Source organism: Limimaricola cinnabarinus LL-001 (assembly GCF_000466965.1).
GTDB classification, from domain to species: Bacteria; Pseudomonadota; Alphaproteobacteria; order Rhodobacterales; family Rhodobacteraceae; genus Limimaricola; species Limimaricola cinnabarinus.
The window spans coordinates 1-16,164 of the sequence record NZ_BATB01000064.1 but is presented as its reverse complement, the minus strand read 5'-3'; the positions used below and the strand labels follow the sequence as shown (position 1 = coordinate 16,164).

10 protein-coding genes and 2 pseudogenes are annotated in these 16,164 nt (G+C 65.8%); 8 read left to right on the top strand and 4 right to left on the bottom strand.

The window, feature by feature from the left end; genetic code table 11:
• Nucleotides 1–1,390: ASKHA domain-containing protein (locus MBELCI_RS15820; RefSeq protein ID WP_045320329.1), on the bottom strand; the 1,390-nt coding region annotated here is incomplete at its 3' end.
• A 180-nt stretch (nt 1,391–1,570) separates the two neighbouring features.
• On the opposite strand from MBELCI_RS15820, the pseudogene guaB reads away from it, so the two are divergent.
• From guaB to MBELCI_RS15805, 3 genes and pseudogenes are all read left to right on the top strand, one after another.
• Nucleotides 1,571–3,018: pseudogene (gene guaB, locus MBELCI_RS15815) on the top strand (IMP dehydrogenase).
• Between the two features lie 63 nt (nt 3,019–3,081).
• Nucleotides 3,082–4,239 carry an RsmB/NOP family class I SAM-dependent RNA methyltransferase gene (locus MBELCI_RS15810; protein WP_045320328.1) on the top strand — a complete coding sequence of 386 codons (1,158 nt, stop codon included), beginning with the start codon at nt 3,082–3,084 and terminating at the stop codon, nt 4,237–4,239.
• Between the two features lie 69 nt (nt 4,240–4,308).
• On the top strand, nt 4,309–6,615 hold the full coding sequence (locus MBELCI_RS15805) for an ATP-binding protein (protein ID WP_021695249.1): 2,307 nt from the start codon (nt 4,309–4,311) through the stop codon (nt 6,613–6,615).
• Nucleotides 6,616–6,783: 168 nt separating this feature from the next.
• Here MBELCI_RS15805 and MBELCI_RS15800 read toward each other — a convergent pair whose 3' ends face one another.
• The 3 genes from MBELCI_RS15800 to MBELCI_RS15790 are packed head-to-tail and all read right to left on the bottom strand — an operon-like array spanning nt 6,784 to nt 10,145.
• Nucleotides 6,784–7,770: a glucokinase gene (locus MBELCI_RS15800; protein WP_021695248.1), complete on the bottom strand. Its 987-nt coding sequence runs from the start codon at nt 7,768–7,770 to the stop codon at nt 6,784–6,786.
• 16 nt (nt 7,771–7,786) lie between these two features.
• Nucleotides 7,787–9,109 (bottom strand): GH1 family beta-glucosidase, encoded by a 1,323-nt coding sequence (locus MBELCI_RS15795; protein ID WP_045320330.1) that lies wholly within the window; start codon nt 9,107–9,109, stop codon nt 7,787–7,789.
• 10 nt (nt 9,110–9,119) lie between these two features.
• The gene (locus tag MBELCI_RS15790) at nt 9,120–10,145 is read right to left on the bottom strand and encodes a substrate-binding domain-containing protein (RefSeq protein WP_021695246.1); all 1,026 of its coding nucleotides are present in this window, start codon (nt 10,143–10,145) and stop codon (nt 9,120–9,122) included.
• Between the two features lie 265 nt (nt 10,146–10,410).
• Between MBELCI_RS15790 and MBELCI_RS15785 the strand changes: the two genes are divergently transcribed.
• The 5 genes and pseudogenes from MBELCI_RS15785 to MBELCI_RS15765 all read left to right on the top strand — a co-directional run.
• Nucleotides 10,411–11,757, top strand: coding sequence for an ABC transporter substrate-binding protein (locus MBELCI_RS15785; RefSeq protein WP_021695245.1), 1,347 nt, complete (start codon nt 10,411–10,413; stop codon nt 11,755–11,757).
• 75 nt (nt 11,758–11,832) lie between these two features.
• Nucleotides 11,833–13,073 (top strand): annotated as a pseudogene (locus tag MBELCI_RS22980) (carbohydrate ABC transporter permease).
• Nucleotides 13,073–14,224: a carbohydrate ABC transporter permease gene (locus tag MBELCI_RS15775; protein ID WP_021695243.1), complete on the top strand. Its 1,152-nt coding sequence runs from the start codon at nt 13,073–13,075 to the stop codon at nt 14,222–14,224. The pseudogene MBELCI_RS22980 and the gene MBELCI_RS15775 overlap by 1 nt, the downstream one beginning before the upstream one ends.
• 58 nt (nt 14,225–14,282) lie before the next feature.
• A complete protein-coding gene (locus tag MBELCI_RS15770; protein ID WP_110546575.1) occupies nt 14,283–15,908 on the top strand; it encodes an alpha-amylase family glycosyl hydrolase in 1,626 nt (541 codons plus the stop codon).
• Nucleotides 15,909–15,928: 20 nt separating this feature from the next.
• On the top strand, nt 15,929–16,164 hold a 236-nt coding region (locus MBELCI_RS15765), incomplete at its 3' end, for an ATP-binding cassette domain-containing protein (protein ID WP_045320327.1).

Below are 16,164 nucleotides of genomic sequence, written 5' to 3'. Positions count from 1 at the left end.
CGCCCGGACCGACCTCGTCCCAGAACGCCGGCTCGTCGGACCATTTTTCGCAGCCGATGACGCGGAATCGCGGCTCCTTGGTGTCGGGGTGGATGCGGATCGCCTCGATGGCACCGGGGGCGGCGCGCTGGCCGGAACTGATCTGCGCGCCCTCGAAGGCGGGGCCGGTGGGCGACGAGCAGGCCAGTACCCGCGCCCGGTCGCCCAGCAGCAGCTCGGCATTGGTGCCGACATCGACGATGAGCACCAGATCGTCCGACTGGTCGGGCCGCTCGGACAGGGCCACGGCGGCGGCATCTGCGCCAACATGCCCGGCGATGCAGGGAAGCACATAGACCTGCGCGCCGGGGTTCAGCGCCGTGAGATCCAGATCGCGGGCGGGCAGGGCGACGGCGTCCGACGTGGCAAGCGCAAAGGGGGCCTGACCAAGCTCCACCGGGTCGATCCCGAGCAGCAGGTGGTGCATCACCGGGTTGCACACGAAGACCGTCTCGACGATGTCGCGCGCCTCGATCCCGGCCTCGGCGGCCAGCTCGCGCGCCAGATCGTCGATCGCCGCGCGCACGGCCGAGGTCATCTCCGCCGCGCCGCCCTCGTTCATCATCGAATAGCTGACCCGGCTCATCAGGTCCTCGCCAAAGCGGATCTGCGGGTTCATCACGCCGGCCGATGCCTCGACATGGCCATCCTCGAGCGAGGTCAGGTGCGCCGCGATGGTAGTGGAGCCGAGATCGATGGCCAGACCCCAGAACGGTTCTGCGCGAAAGCCGGGCCAGAGGTCGAGGATGCGGCGCGGCCCGTCCTCGGTCTCCTGATGCAGCGCGACGGTCACCTCCCACGCGCCCTTGCGAAGCGCCTGCTGCAGCTTGGCCAGCACCGAAGGGGCGGCTGACACCTCGCCGATGCGCCACTGACCGCGCAGTGCCTCGCTCAGGCGCTCCAGATCGCCCTTGGGCTCGTGCATGTCGGGCTCGGGGACCGAGACGAAGAATTTGCGCGTCGCGGCGTCCATGACGATGGGGCGCGCATCGGCGTTCTTGCGCACCACCTGGCGGTGCACCTGGCTTTCGGGGGGCACGTCGAGCACGACGTCGGAGCGGATCTGCGCCTGACAGCCCAGCCTGCGGCCGGGCTTGAGGCCGCGAATGCGGTCATAGCGCTCCTCGACGGCGTTGACCTCGCCCAGCGCGTCCTCGGCCACGGTGACGCCATGCTTTGAAAACTGGCCCTTTCCGGGGCTTACCTGGCATTTTGAGCAAATGCCACGGCCGCCGCAGACGCTGTCGAGATCGACGCCGAGGCGGCGCGCGGCGGCGAGGACCGTGGTGCCCTCGGGCACGCGGCCGCGCTTGCCCGAAGGGGTGAAGATCACGAGGGGGTCCTGGGTCATGTCGGGCCTTTCGGGGGCGTGCGGTGCTTGGGCGGACCATAGGCGATTGCGCCGCGAGGAAAAGGGTGCGGGCGCGGCAGGGCGTGTCGCCAATGCGACACGCCGCTTTGGCCCTTTCCCCTCGGGAAGATCGGTGCGATAGGGACGTGCCAAACGAAGCATCCCAAAGGAGTGGTCCCGATGGAGATTCGCGAGGCTCTGACCTTCGATGACGTTCTGCTGGTTCCCGCCGCATCGAGCGTCATGCCGTCCACGGCCGATACCCGCACAATGGTGACGCGCGACATCGCGATGAACATCCCGCTCCTGTCGAGCGCGATGGACACCGTGACCGAGGCGCGCATGGCGATCTGCATGGCGCAATCGGGCGGCATCGGCGTGGTGCACCGCAACCTCGGCGTCGCCGAACAGGCCGAGCAGATCCGGCAGGTGAAGCGTTTCGTGTCGGGCATCGTCTACAACCCGATCACGCTCACCCCCGACCAGACGCTGGCCGATGCGCGCCGGCTGATGGAGCAGTATGCGGTCACCGGCTTTCCGGTGGTGGGCGAGGGCGGCCGCGTCGTCGGCATCGTCACCAACCGCGACATGCGCTTCGCCGCCGACGACCGCACGCCTGTGAAGGCAATGATGACCGCCGACAACCTCGCCATGCTCAACGAGCCCGCCGATCTCGAAGAAGCGCGCAACCTGATGAAGGAGCGCCGGATCGAGAAGCTGCTCGTCACCGATGCCGATGGCCGCCTGACGGGCCTTCTGACGCTCAAGGACAGCGAGCAGGCGGTGCTCAACCCGTCGGCTTGCAAGGACCGGCTGGGGCGGTTGCGCGTGGCCGCCGCCTCAAGCGTCGGCGATGCGGGTTTCGAGCGTTCCATGGCGTTGGTCGAGGCGGGGGTGGACATCGTCGTCATCGACACCGCACACGGCCATTCCGAAGGGGTGGCCGAGGCGGTGCGTCGACTCAAGCGCGCGGCGGGCGAGGTCCAGATCATGGCCGGCAACGTGGCCACCGGGGCGGCGACCCGGGCGCTTATCGACGCGGGCGCGGACGCGGTCAAGGTCGGCATCGGCCCGGGCTCGATCTGCACCACGCGGATGGTCGCGGGCGTCGGCGTGCCTCAGCTCACCGCGATCATGGATTGCGCGCAGGCCGCCGGCGACACGCCGGTGATCGCCGATGGCGGCATCAAGTTCTCGGGCGATTTCGCCAAGGCGATCGCCGCCGGCGCGAGCTGCGCGATGGTCGGATCGATGATCGCGGGCACCGACGAGAGCCCCGGCGAGGTGATCCTCTATCAAGGCCGGACCTTCAAATCCTACCGGGGCATGGGCAGCTTGGTGCCATGGCCCGCGGCTCGGCAGACCGGTACTTCCAGAAGGACGCGGCCTCCGACAAGCTGGTGCCCGAGGGTATCGAGGGGCAGGTCCCCTACAAGGGCACCGCCACCGCCGTGGTGCACCAGCTCGTGGGCGGCCTGCGGGCGGCGATGGGTTATACCGGCCACCCCACGGTCACGTCGATGCGCGGCAATTGCGATTTCGTGAAGATCACTGGCGCGGGGCTCAAGGAGAGCCACGTGCACGACGTGCAGATCACCCGTGAAAGCCCGAACTACCGGATCGGCTGAGACATTGTCTTGGCGAAACAGGATGCAGGCCATGAAGCAGCACAAGAAGGCAGGGTCGCAGCGATGACTCCGGCTGCGCGCGTGGCCGCCGCAATCGGCGTGCTCGACGATTGCTTCTCCGGAATGCCGATCGAAAAGGCCCTGCTGCGCTGGTCGCGGGGCAGTCGCTATGCCGGATCCAAGGACCGCGCCGCAGTCCGCGATCTGGTGTTCGGTGGCTGGCGCCGTCGCCGTTCGGCGGCGCATGAGGGCGGGGCCGAGACGGGACGCGGCATCATGATCGGAATGCTGCGCCAGACCGAAACTGAACTGGATCACATCTTCACGGGGCAGGACCATGCTCCCGCACCGTTGTCCCCCGATGAAGCCGCCTCTCCCGCCACTCGACCCGGCCCGGCGGTTCGCCAAGATCTGCCGGACTGGCTCTGGGATCGTTTCGAGGCGGATATAGGCGAAGAGGCCGAAGCCGCCGCGCAGGCGCTGCGTGACCGCGCGCCGGTATATCTGCGGGTCAATCCGCGCCGGGGCGATGCGCATAGGGCACTTCGATCGCTGGCGTCCGATGGCATTGAGGCCGTCGCACATGACGAGGTCGAGGGAGCGCTGCGGGTGGTCTCCGGCGAACGCGCTATCACGCGCGGGCGGGCCTTCGCGGAGGGGCTGATCGAGCTTCAGGATGCCTCCTCCCAGGCCGCCATGCTGCGGCTGCCCCTGCGTGACGGGCAGACCGTGCTCGACATGTGCGCGGGTGGTGGCGGCAAGGCTCTCGCTCTTGCGGGGCGCGCGGATGTGGCGGTGACGGCGCATGACATCAGCGCCGCGCGCATGCGCGACATTCCCGATCGCGCGGCGCGCGCCGGGGTGCGCATCAAGGTGGCCGAAAAGCTGGGTTCGATGACCTGCGATCATGTTCTCGTGGATGCGCCTTGCTCTGGCAGCGGCACCTGGCGCCGCGACCCGGGCGGCAAATGGCAGCTTACGCCCTCCGGTCTCGCCGATTTCGCGGCGCTTCAGGCGCGGCTGCTCGATGCGGCCACGCGCCATGTCGCGCCGGGCGGCAGCCTGAGCTATGCGACCTGCTCCGTTCTGCGCGAAGAAAACGATGCGAACGTCGCGGCCTTTCTGTCCCGTCACTCCGGATGGATCTTGCGCGACCGGATGCAGCGCTTGCCCGGCCAGGATGGCGACGGCTTCTTTCTGGCCCGTTTTGAACGGGGCTGAGAGCAGGGTTTAACCCGCCGTTAGCTATTTTGACCTCCAGTGGATGCACGGACATCCGAGGAGGCACAGGTGGTCGAACTCGATCTGCCGGCCATGGCGGCCGACGATGGCGAAGCCCTGCCGGGCACGGCGCAGCTTGCCACGATTCTGGGCGCAGCTTCGGTGTCGCTGGCGGCGGCAGCGATGTCACCCGAGGGTCACACCTCGCTGGCGCTGCTTTTGCTCGGCACGACGCTGGCCTGCGTGGCGGCGCTGTTCTGGCTGCGCCGCCTGCGTCAGCAGCGGCAGCGGCGTGACCTTGTTCGGCTCGGGGCGCGGATCATCGAGCGTGACACGGTGCCCGGCTTCCTCAGCGACATGCAGGGGACGATCCTTGATTGCAATCTCGCGGCTTCGCAGCGTTTCGGCGGGCGGCTCGGCACATTGGCCGAGGCCCTGTCGCATCATTTCGCCACACCCGCGGCGACCTTGTCGCGGCTTCGACAGCGCGCGGACCGCGAGGGATCGGCGCAGGACATGGTAGCGACGCGACGCGGGCATCTGCGCCTGACGGTTACCCGCCTTGGCGGCGGCGCGTTGCTGTGGCGGATCGACGACCTGGCCGAGCGACCCGGCACCGGACGGGCGGCGGATGCGCTCGGTCTGCCGATGCTGACTGCGGGACCATCCGGAACGATCCTCTATATGAACGAGGCCTGCCGCGCGTTGACTGGGGGGCGCGCCCGAACGCTCGAAGCCATTTTCGGCCCAAGGCCGCTGCGACCGGGTCGGCGGCAGTCCATACTTGGCGAGAACGGTTCGGTGGAGACCCTCGTGGCCGAGATTCCGGCCCTCGGCGGACGCCGGGAGATCTATCTTCTGCCGCCCGCCAGCCTGCCCCGGGACGAAGCCATAGAAGGGAACACGATCGAAGGCTTGCCTGTCCCGATGCTGCGCCTCGACCGATACGGAAGCATCCTTGAGGCGAACCGCGCAGCCTGCGCGTTGATGCCCGAGCCGCCTGAGCCGGGGGCGCGGCTTTCGGATCTGATCGAGGGTCTGGGCCGTCCGGTGGGCGACTGGCTTTCCGAGGCGGTGGAGGGCCGCGCCGTGCCGGGGCCGCAGTTTCTCAAGCTGCGCGGCCCGGGGCAGGATACGGTGGTGCAGGTGACGCTCGGCGAAGCCGACGAGAATGGCCGGATCGTCGCGGTCCTCTACGACGCCACCGAGCAGAAATCTCTCGAGGCGCAGTTCGTCCAAGCACAGAAGATGCAGGCCATCGGCCAGCTTGCCGGCGGCATCGCGCATGACTTCAACAATCTGCTCACGGCCATCTCGGGCCATTGCGATCTGTTGCTGTTGCGGCATGACAAGGGCGATCAGGACTACAGCGACCTGACGCAGATCCATCAGAACGCGAACCGCGCCGCGAGCCTCGTCGGACAGCTATTGGCCTATTCGCGCAAACAGAACCTGCGGCTTGAACAACTCGACCTGCGAGACACGCTGTCCGACCTCACGCATCTGCTGAATCGCCTAGTCGGCGAGAAGGTGGTCCTCACGCTGAACCACGACCCCGATCTCAAGCAGGTGCGCGCCGATCGGCGGCAACTCGAACAGGTCCTGATGAACCTCGTGGTCAATGCGCGCGACGCGATGCCCGATGGCGGCGAGATTGTGGTCGAGACCGACAACGTGATGCTTGACGTTCCACTTGAGCGCGACCGCGCGATGGTACCTGCGGGGCGGTGGGTGCGCATTCGGGTTCAGGATCACGGATGCGGCATCCCGGTCGACAAGCTGCCCAAAGTATTCGAGCCCTTCTACACCACCAAGCGGCCCGGTGAAGGCACCGGGCTCGGGCTGTCGACGGTCTACGGGATCGTCAAGCAGAGCGGGGGCTATGTCTTTGTCGACAGCGAGCCCGGCGAGGGCAGTTGCTTCTCGCTCTTGCTCCCGAGCTGCGCCGGGGTGGCAGAGCCTGCGCGTTCCGTTCGCGCCGAGGCATCTGGCCCGCTGGCGCATCACGCCGACGGGGTGGTGCTTCTGGTCGAGGACGAAGCGCCGGTGCGCGCCTTCGCAGCGCGCGCCCTGCGGCTGCGTGGGCTCACGGTAATCGAAGCCGAAGATGCGGAAGCGGCTCTGACGATCCTCGCCGATCCCGAACTCGAGGTCGATATCTTCGTGACCGACGTGATCATGCCCGGCAAGGATGGTCCGACCTGGGTGCGCGAGGCACTGATCGACCGCCCCGATACCCAAGTGGTTTTCGTGTCGGGCTATGCCGAGGACACCTTTGCCGAGCAGCAGGCCGAAATCCCGAACTCGGTCTTTCTTCCCAAGCCGTTCTCGCTCACCGATCTGGCGGCCACGGTGCAGACCCGGATCGCCTGTTGAACTTGGGGTACAGCTCGTGCTCCCGGCCACATGCGGATCGGTGTCAGTCGAAGATAACGTCAACAGGCTCTTTCATGGGGGGCTATGCCGTCCGTGGGGTTATGCCACCCGCGCCATCGTGATCCCGATAAGGTGACAGCGCGAGCCGGCATGATGGTCTTGCGGTCTTCAACTCGCAGTGCCGGGAAGAATCAGCCCGTTGAGATGCGCGGCGCACCCGATCAGGGCGGCGTAATCATCCTCGATCACCGCGACGCCGAAATTCCCCATGAAGCCCGCGAAGCGGCCCTTGTCACGGAAGGCATCGGCAAAACCGAACTCTCGCAAATAGGGTGCGATGGCCCGCGAGACGCCGCCTACCAGATAGACCCCTCCGAAGGGGAGCTGGATCAGCGCGAGGTTGCCGGCCGTGGTGCCCAGGAACCGGGTGAACACCCGCGCGGCCTCGACGGCGCGCGGATCGCTGCGATCGGCGCAGCCTTGCATGATGTCGGCCGCGGTCTTTTCGGCGTGATCATCGGCCTCGACGCCGAGCCATCCATAGACGCGTTCGAGCCCGCGCCCCGACAACACGTCTTCGACCGCGGGAAACCCATGCGCCGTCGAGACGTATTGTGCCAAACGCAAATCCGTCTCGCTGTTGACCGGCAGGTTCACGTGACCCGATTCCGAGGGTGTGACGTAGCGCCCGTCCTCGGTGTCGAACACCGGGGTCGCGTTGAAACCGGTGCCGACGCCGATCACCAGCTTGGCCGCATGGACCGAAGCCTCGGGAAAGGGGATGATGTCACGGACATTACCGGGCGCGACATGGCCCAAGGCATGGCCCTGCGCCTGAAGATCGTTGAGGATCGCCACCGTTTCGGCATTGGTGGCCCGCGTCAGCGCGTTCTTGTCGATGGTCCAGTCGAGATTGGTCATCGTGGCGCGCCCGTCACGCACGGGGCCGGCTACCGCCACGCAGGCGCCGATGCAGTCGACTCCGCCCTCATCGGAAATGTAGCGCCGCAGCACCGATTCGAGCCCGGCGAAATCCGCGTTGGAGTAGCGGCGAATGCTGGGCTTGAGGATCTCGAGGCCACGGGCGAGCGCCACGCGCGTGTTGGTGCCCCCGATGTCGGCGACGAGGGAATAGGCGTTGTCGGGATGGGGCATGCGGGTTCCTTCGGAATCAGCGGGCGAGGGCGGAGGACAGGGCGTGATACGACGCCTTCGGGGTCCGCTCCAGTGTTTGAAAATCGACATGGATGAGGCCGAAACGCTTTTCGTAGCCGAAGGCCCATTCGTAATTGTCGAGCAGTGACCAGTAGAAGAAGCCGCGCACATCAACACCATCGGCGATGGCGCGTCGCGTGGCGTCGAGATGGGCGGTGATGAAGTTCGTGCGTTCGGGGTCCGCCACCGCGCCAGCCTCGGCCTGGTCGTCGCGGGCCATGCCGTTCTCGGTGACATAGACGGGCAGGGCGCCCAGCGCGTCGCGCGCGCGGATCAGGAAATGATGCAGCCCGTCGGGATAGATCTCCCATCCCATTTGGGTCTTGGGCAGGGGGCCTTCGACCGCTGTGACCGAGGGCCAGGGCTGCTCGGGGGCCGCGCGCATCATCGAACGGGTGTAGTAATTGACGCCGAGCCAGTCGAGCGGCTGGGAGATCAGCGCCATGTCGTCCTGCCAGCCCGCCGGCATATGCGGCGCGAGACCTTCCAGCGCGCCCTCGGGGTAGCGGCCATGGGCGATCGCCTCGAGGAACCAGCGATTGTAGATCTGGTCCTGTATGTCGGCGGCGGCGGCATGCTCGGGCGCCGGAGTGGCGGGCAGGGCGCGTTCAAAGTTCAGCACGATCCCGAGTTCGTCGCGCCCCATGCCGCGCAGCCGTTCGACCGCAAGGCCGTGGCCCAGCAGGATATGGTGCATGGCGCGCGCGGCGGCGCGGATGTCACGCAGGCCCGGCGCGTGGTGGCCGAGGTAATGCGACAGCCAAGCCACGCACCACGGTTCATTGATCGTGGCGGTCGAGGCGACGCGGTCGCCGATGCGGGCGCTGATCACCTCTGCGAAATCGGCGAAGGCGAGCGCGGTGTCGCGGTTGGCCCAGCCGCCGCGATCGGCAAGCGCCGAGGGCAGCTCCCAGTGATAGAGCGTCTGGAATGGCCTGAGCCCGCGCTCCAGCGTCGCATCGACGAGACGGTCGTAGAAATCGAGGCCCGCCTCGTTCACGGCACCCGTACCTTCGGGCATCACCCGCGCCCAGGAAGTCGAGAATCGGTAGGCGTCGAAGCCGCCGTCGCGCAGCAGGTCGAGATCCTGTTCGTAGCGGTGATAATGGTCGCAGGCCGTCGCGCCGTCTTCTGCGCGCACCACGGTGCCGGGGCCCTTGGAAAAGCTGTCCCAATGGGTCGGGCCCGCGCCGCCGAAGCGGTGACCTTCGATCTGGTAGGCGGCCGTCGCCGCACCGAACAGAAAACCTTCGGGGAAATCCTTGCGGGATACATCCATCGTCATCGCCTTATCCTGGAGCCGGACCCGTCGAGCGACCGATGATCAGTTCGGCCTCGAGCAGTTCGTGGGCATGCGGGGCCTCGGGGGTGTCGATGCGATCTATGACCATTCGGGCGAGCCGCTGTCCAGCCTCGCGTACCGAAGATCGTGTCGCGGTAAAGGTCGGCACCGGCCCGTCCTCGCGCAGATAGGAGAGCTGATCGTCATGGGTGATGGCCGAGACGTCGCGTCCGAGCGTCAGCCCCGCTTCCTCGATGGCGCGGCGCACGCCCAGCATGCAGATCACCGACGAGACGAGAAAGGCCGTCGGCGGATCTGGCTGCGCCAGCATCTTGCGCGTGGCGCGCCAGCCATAGCCCTCGGTCATCTCGTCCTGCTGCATCAGGGCGGGGTCGGGCGCGATCCCGCGGGCGCGCAGGGCCTCTTCGTAGCCCTGCCGCCGCCGATGCGCGAAATCCATGGCCTCGAGCCCGTTGATGAGCGCGATCCGCCGATGCCCGAGGTCGATCAGGAAATCGGTCGCCCGCGCGAAGGCGCGGCGGTTGTTCACGTCGAGCCAGCTATAGGGCCGGTCGGTGCCGGTGGCGCGGCCATGCACCGCATAGGGCAGGCCGATACCGTCGAGCAGCTCGATACGCGGGTCGTTCATGCGCGGCGCGGAGACAATCAAACCGTCGACGAGGCCGCGCCGTTTCATGGCCCGGTAGGCGGCCTCTTCCTCGGCCACATCGACGACCGAGATCAGCATCTCGTAGCCGCATTGCGAATAGGTCTCGCCCGCGCCGGTGATGAAATCGGCGAAGATCGGATTGACCATCGCATGGGTGCTGACCTTGGGGATGACGTGGCCGATCACGCGGCTGCGCCCGGTGGCCAAAGCCTGCGCCCGTGTGTTGGGCCGGTAATCATGGGCCTTGGCCGCAGCGCGTACGCGGGCCCGGGTCGCCTCGCTGACATCGGCATAGCCGTTCAGGGCGCGGCTCACCGTGGTCTGGCTCAGTCCGAGCAGGGTGGAGAGCTGCTTGAGATTCATTCCCGGTTCCATCCAAAGCGCTTTTGCAACAACATTCACACTACGAGCTGACCCGTTGCAGGTCAAAGCCCAGTTTTCGCGCCGTCGGAACGAGGACTGCAATGTTTTTCGCCGCGTTAAGGACAGAATGAGCCATTGACAGAGATGGAGGGCTCCGACAGGTTGGCAGGGTCCAAAGCGCTTTGGCGTGGCTTGCTCACGTTCGCGCGCAAGGCAGGATTGAAGGCGGTTCTGGCAAGGGGCCGCCGTTACGGGAGGGTAACGCATGAAGACCATTTTTCTCGCCGGAGTTGCCGGCATCGCGCTGGCATCCGCCGCTTCGGCGCAGGATCTGAAGTTTCCGGTCGGCGAAGGCGCGTTCAACTGGGACAGCTACAACCAGTTCGCCGAGAGCCATGACCTTTCGGGTCAAAGCCTGACCATCTTCGGCCCTTGGCTCAGCGGCGACCAGGCCCTGTTTGAATCGATGCTCGCCTATTTCGAGGAAGCGACCGGCGCCGACGTGCAGTACACCGGTTCGGACAGCTTCGAGACGCAGATCCGTATCGACACCGAAGCAGGCTCGGCCCCGAATATCGCCGTGTTCCCGCAGCCCGGTCTCGCCCGCGATCTCGCCGCGCTGGGCTATCTCGAGCCGATGCCCGAAGGCACCGCCGACTGGATCGCCGAGAACTATGCCGCCGGTCAGTCCTGGGTGGATCTCGCGACCTATTCGGGTCCCGAGGGGGAGGACGATCTCTATGGCTTTTTCTACAAGGCTGACGTGAAGTCGCTCGTGTGGTATGTGCCCGAAAACTTCGAGGATGCGGGCTACGAGGTGCCCGAGACCCTCGAGGATCTCAAGGCACTTACCGAGCAGATGGTCGAGGATGGCGAAACCCCTTGGTGCATCGGGGTTGGTTCGGGCGGTGCGACCGGCTGGCCCGCGACCGACTGGGTCGAGGACATGATGCTGCGTACGCAGTCGCCCGAAGTCTATGACCAGTGGGTCAGCAATGAGATCCCGTTCAACGATCCGGCCGTGGTCGGCGCGATCGAGGAGTTCGGCTGGTTCGTGCAGGACGACTACGTGGCCGGTGGCAGCGCCGCCGTCGCCTCGACCGACTTCCGCGACAGCCCCAAGGGCCTCTTCGACAGCCCGCCGCAGTGCTACCTGCACAAGCAGGCCTCGTTCATCCCGACCTTCTTCCCCGAGGGCACCTCGGTCGGCGAGGACGCGGACTTCTTCTACTTCCCCGCCTATGAGGGCAAGGACCTCGGCCAGCCGGTGCTGGGCGCCGGCACGTTGTTCGGCGTCACCGAGGCCACCGATGCGACCACCGCCTTCATCGAGTGGCTGCAAACGCCGATCGCCCACGAGGTCTGGATGGCGCAGACCGGCTTCCTGACGCCGCTGACCACCGTCAACACCGAAGTGTTCGGCGACCCGACGCTCAAGAAGATGAACGACATCCTGCTCGAGGCGACCACCTTCCGCTTTGACGGCTCGGACCTGATGCCCGGCGGCGTCGGCGCGGGGTCGTTCTGGACCGGCATGGTCGATTATATCGGCGGCGAGAGCGCCGAAGACGTGGCCTCCGAGATCCAGGATTCTTGGGACGCCGTCAAATAAGCGTGTAACGATACGTCTCAGCGGCCGCGACTTCCGTCGTGGCCGCTTCTTTGCATCAGGCTTTGGGAGGGCGCGATGAATCCGGCACTACAGGGATTGCTTACCATCGTGATCGGGGTCGGCGGTTGCATCGCCTACTTCTATTTTTCGAACATCTTCATCGACAAGGTGCTGTTCCCGCCGCGTGGTCCCAATGCCGGACGCAACATCAACCGCGCCAACATGGTCCGCCCATGGCTGTTCCTTCTGCCCGCGCTCTTGGCGCTTGGCCTCTATCTGGCCTACCCGGTGGTCGAAACGCTGCGTTTGTCGCTCACTGAACGGGTGCGCGGCGGCGGCTATGAATTCGTGGGCCTCGACAACTACCGCCAGATGCTGCGCGAGCCCAAGTTCTGGGAAGGCTTCAACAACAACCTTCTATGGCTGATCGTGGTGCCCGCCGCCTCGACCGCCTTCGGCCTGCTGGCGGCACAGCTCACCGACCGGATCAAGTGGGGCGCGGTCGCCAAGTCGTTGATCTTCATGCCGATGGCGATCTCCTTCGTCGGCGCGGCCGTGATCTTCAAATTGATCTACGACACCCGCCCCGCAGGCAGGAGCAGATCGGCGTGCTCAACGCAGTCTGGCTCGGCTTCGACGGCGGCGTCGGCTCTTTCATCTGGTTGCGGCTGGTGCCCGCCATCCTGCTGTTGGCGCTCGCGGCCGGCGCGGGGGCGCTGGGCTGGTCGCTGATGCGCCCGATCCTGGCGCGTGACGGGCGCGGACCCGGCGCGGTTTTTGGCGCACTGCGCATTCTGGGCGCGGTGCTGATGGCGCTGGTCGTCTTCGTGATGCTGCGCCAAACACTTGCAGTGTTCCTCGCCGATCTGCCTTACGGCCAGCCGCAGACATGGCTCACCATCCCGTTCTGGAACAACTTCTTCCTGATGATCGTGCTGGTCTGGATCCAGACCGGCTTTGCGATGGTGCTGCTTTCGGCGGCGCTGCGCGGCATCCCCGAGGAGACGGTCGAGGCGGCCATCGTCGACGGCGCCAACCCGTTCCAGATCTTCTTCAAGATCAAGATGCCGCAGATCGTCGGCACCATCGTCGTGGTCTGGACCACGATCACCATCATCGTGCTCAAGGTCTTCGACATCGTCTTCGCGATGACCAACGGTCAGTGGGAGACGCAGGTGCTCGCCAACTACATGTACGACAAGCTGTTTCGCGCCAATGACTGGGGTGTCGGCTCGGCGGGGGCGATGGTCATCATGCTGATGGTGACGCCGATCCTGATCTGGAACGTCTACAACGCCCGCAAGGAGATGCGCTGATGGACAACATCGCCGGCAAGAAATCCGCGCTCACCTGGGCGGTCAACATTGCAGTCGTCGCCTTGGTGGCGCTGTGGGTGTTCCCGACGCTGGGCCTGTTGATCTCGTCGTTTCGCACGGGCGACCAGATTTCGTCCTCCGGCTGGTGGCGCTCGATGATGCCCACCGAGCAGAACCTGACGCTGCGCACCGCCAGCGGTGACGAGCAGGAGCTGATCGACGGCCTCTATACCGTCTCGGGCAATCTCTTTGCGCTCGAAGACATGGAGCCGCTCGAAATATCGGCTTTCGGCACCTCGTCGCGCGACGTCGGCGCCCATGCGCCGGGCGATACGGTCGACATGGGTGACGGCGAGATCGTCACCGTCGAGGCCAATGGCGACTATGTCTTCACCTCGGTCGAGGAGATGTCGGGACGCGGCCAGCGGGTCTTCGTCACCGCCGAAGTGGCGCCGGAGTTCACGCTACAGAACTACGACAACATGCTGTTCAACCCCAACAACATCGAAGGCATGTCGAAGGCCTTCTTCAACACGCTGACCGTGTCGATTCCGGCCACGATCATCCCGATCCTCGTCGCGGCCTTCGCGGCCTATGCGCTGGCATGGATGGACTTTCCGGGCCGCGCGCTCCTGATCGCAGCGATCGTCGGACTTCTCGTGGTGCCGCTTCAACTGGCACTCATCCCGCTTTTGAAGCTTCACAACGAGATCGGCATCGGCAAGGGCTACATGGGGGTGTGGCTCGCGCATACCGGCTTCGGCTTGCCGCTCGCGATCTACATTCTGCGCAACTACATGGTCGGCCTGCCGCGCGACATCATCGAGAACGCCAAGGTCGACGGCGCCACCGACTTCCAGATCTTCACCAAGATCATTCTGCCGCTGAGCTTTCCGGCGCTGGCCTCCTTTGCGATCTTCCAGTTCCTGTGGACCTGGAACGACCTCCTCGTCGCGATGGTATTCCTGATCGACAGCTCCGGCGAGACCACCGTGATGACCAAACAGATCATCGAGCTTCTGGGCACGCGCGGCGGCAATTGGGAAATCCTCGCCACGGCGGCATTCGTATCGATCGCGGTTCCGCTGGTTGTGTTTTTCGCCATGCAGAAATACCTCGTGCGCGGCCTGCTCGCGGGCTCCGTGAAATGAGGACTGCCTTCCGATGAACTCTCCCGTCTCTGTCCCGGCCTCGGCCGACGTCTCGCGCATGCCGACCGACCCCAACTGGTGGCGCGGCGCGGTGATCTATCAGATTTATCCGCGCAGCTATCAAGACACCGATGGAGACGGGATCGGCGATTTGCGCGGCATCGTGAAGCGTCTGCCGCACATAGCCTCGCTCGGGGTAGACGCGATCTGGATTTCGCCCTTCTTCGCCTCGCCGATGAAGGATTTCGGCTACGACGTTTCCGATTACTGCGATGTCGATCCGATGTTCGGTACGCTGTCGGATTTCGACGCCATCATCGAGACGGCGCATTCCCTGAACATCCGGGTGATGATCGACCTCGTGCTGTCGCATACCGCCGAGGCGCATCCGTGGTTCGTCGAAAGCCGCTCGAGCCGCGACAACCCCAAGGCCGATTGGTATGTCTGGGCCGACGCCAAGCCCGACGGCACGCCGCCCAACAACTGGCTGTCGATCTTCGGCGGCTCGGCCTGGCAGTGGGACGGCCGGCGGATGCAGTATTATCTGCACAACTTCCTGACCAGCCAGCCGGACCTGAACTTCCACAACTTGGACGTTCAGGAGGCGCTCCTAGATGTGGAGCGGTTCTGGCTCAAGCGTGGTGTCGACGGCTTCCGCCTCGACACGATCAACTTCTACTTTGCCGACGCGCATCTGCGCGACAACCCGGCGCTGCCGCCCGAGCGGCGCAACGATTCCATCGCGCCGGGCGTGAACCCCTATAACTGGCAGGAACATCTCTACTCCAAGAACCAGCCCGAGAACCTCGACTTCCTCAAGCGCTTCCGCACCGAGCTGGAGCCTTACGGCGCAGCTGCCGTAGGCGAGGTGGGCGACGCGCAGCGTGGGCTTGAGATCATGGCCGAATACACCTCGGGCGGCGACAAGGTGCAGATGTGCTACCCGTTCGAGATGCTGCAGCCGCCGCGCCTCACCGCCGCCGCCGCCGCCGACACCTTCTACCGGCTGGCCCATGCCGCCCCCGATGCCTGGCCCTGCTGGTCCTATTCCAACCATGACGTGGAGCGGCACCCGACCCGCTGGAAGCTCTCGCCGGAGGCGGCCCGGGTCTACACCACCATGCTGATGTGCCTGCGCGGTTCGGTCTGCCTGTATCAGGGCGAGGAGCTGGGCCTGCCCGAAGCCGAGGTCGCTTTCGAGGATCTGCAGGATCCTTACGGGATCGAATTCTGGCCCGAATACAAGGGCCGCGACGGCTGCCGCACCCCCATCGCGTGGGAGGGCACCGCGCCCAATGGCGGCTTCTCCGAAGGCCGGCCCTGGCTGCCGGTGTCGCCCGCGCATCTGCCGCGGGCCGTGGCCGAGCAGGAGGCCGACCCTTCGGCGATCTTGCATCATTATCGGCGTGCCATCGCGCTGCGCCACGACCACCCGGTGCTGGCCACTGGCGATGATGACGGCGTGCATTCGCGCGGCGACGTGGTGCATTTCGTGCGCCACGACGAGAACGAGACGATTTTCTGCGCCTTCAATCTGGGGGAGGAGCCAGCCGACGTGCCGCTCCCTCAAGGCGCATGGGCCCCGATCGGCACCGATCTGGGCACGGTGACAAAGGCCGAGAATGGGCTGATCCATCTCGGACCATGGCAAAGTTGTCTGGCGCTGAAGCGTCGGACCGACTGAGACGGGCAGGGAGGACACCCATGGCGGAGCTGAAACTCAAGGACGTGGCCAAGACCTATGGCGGGTCGGTCGAGGTCCTCAAGAACATTGATCTGGAGATCGGCAAGGGCGAACTCGTCGTCTTCGTCGGGCCATCGGGCTGCGGCAAGTCCACGCTCCTGCGGATGATCGCCGGACTTGAGGAGATTTCGGGCGGCACGCTGGAGATCGACGGGCAGGTCGTAAACGACGTGCCGCCCGCGCAGCGCGGCATCGC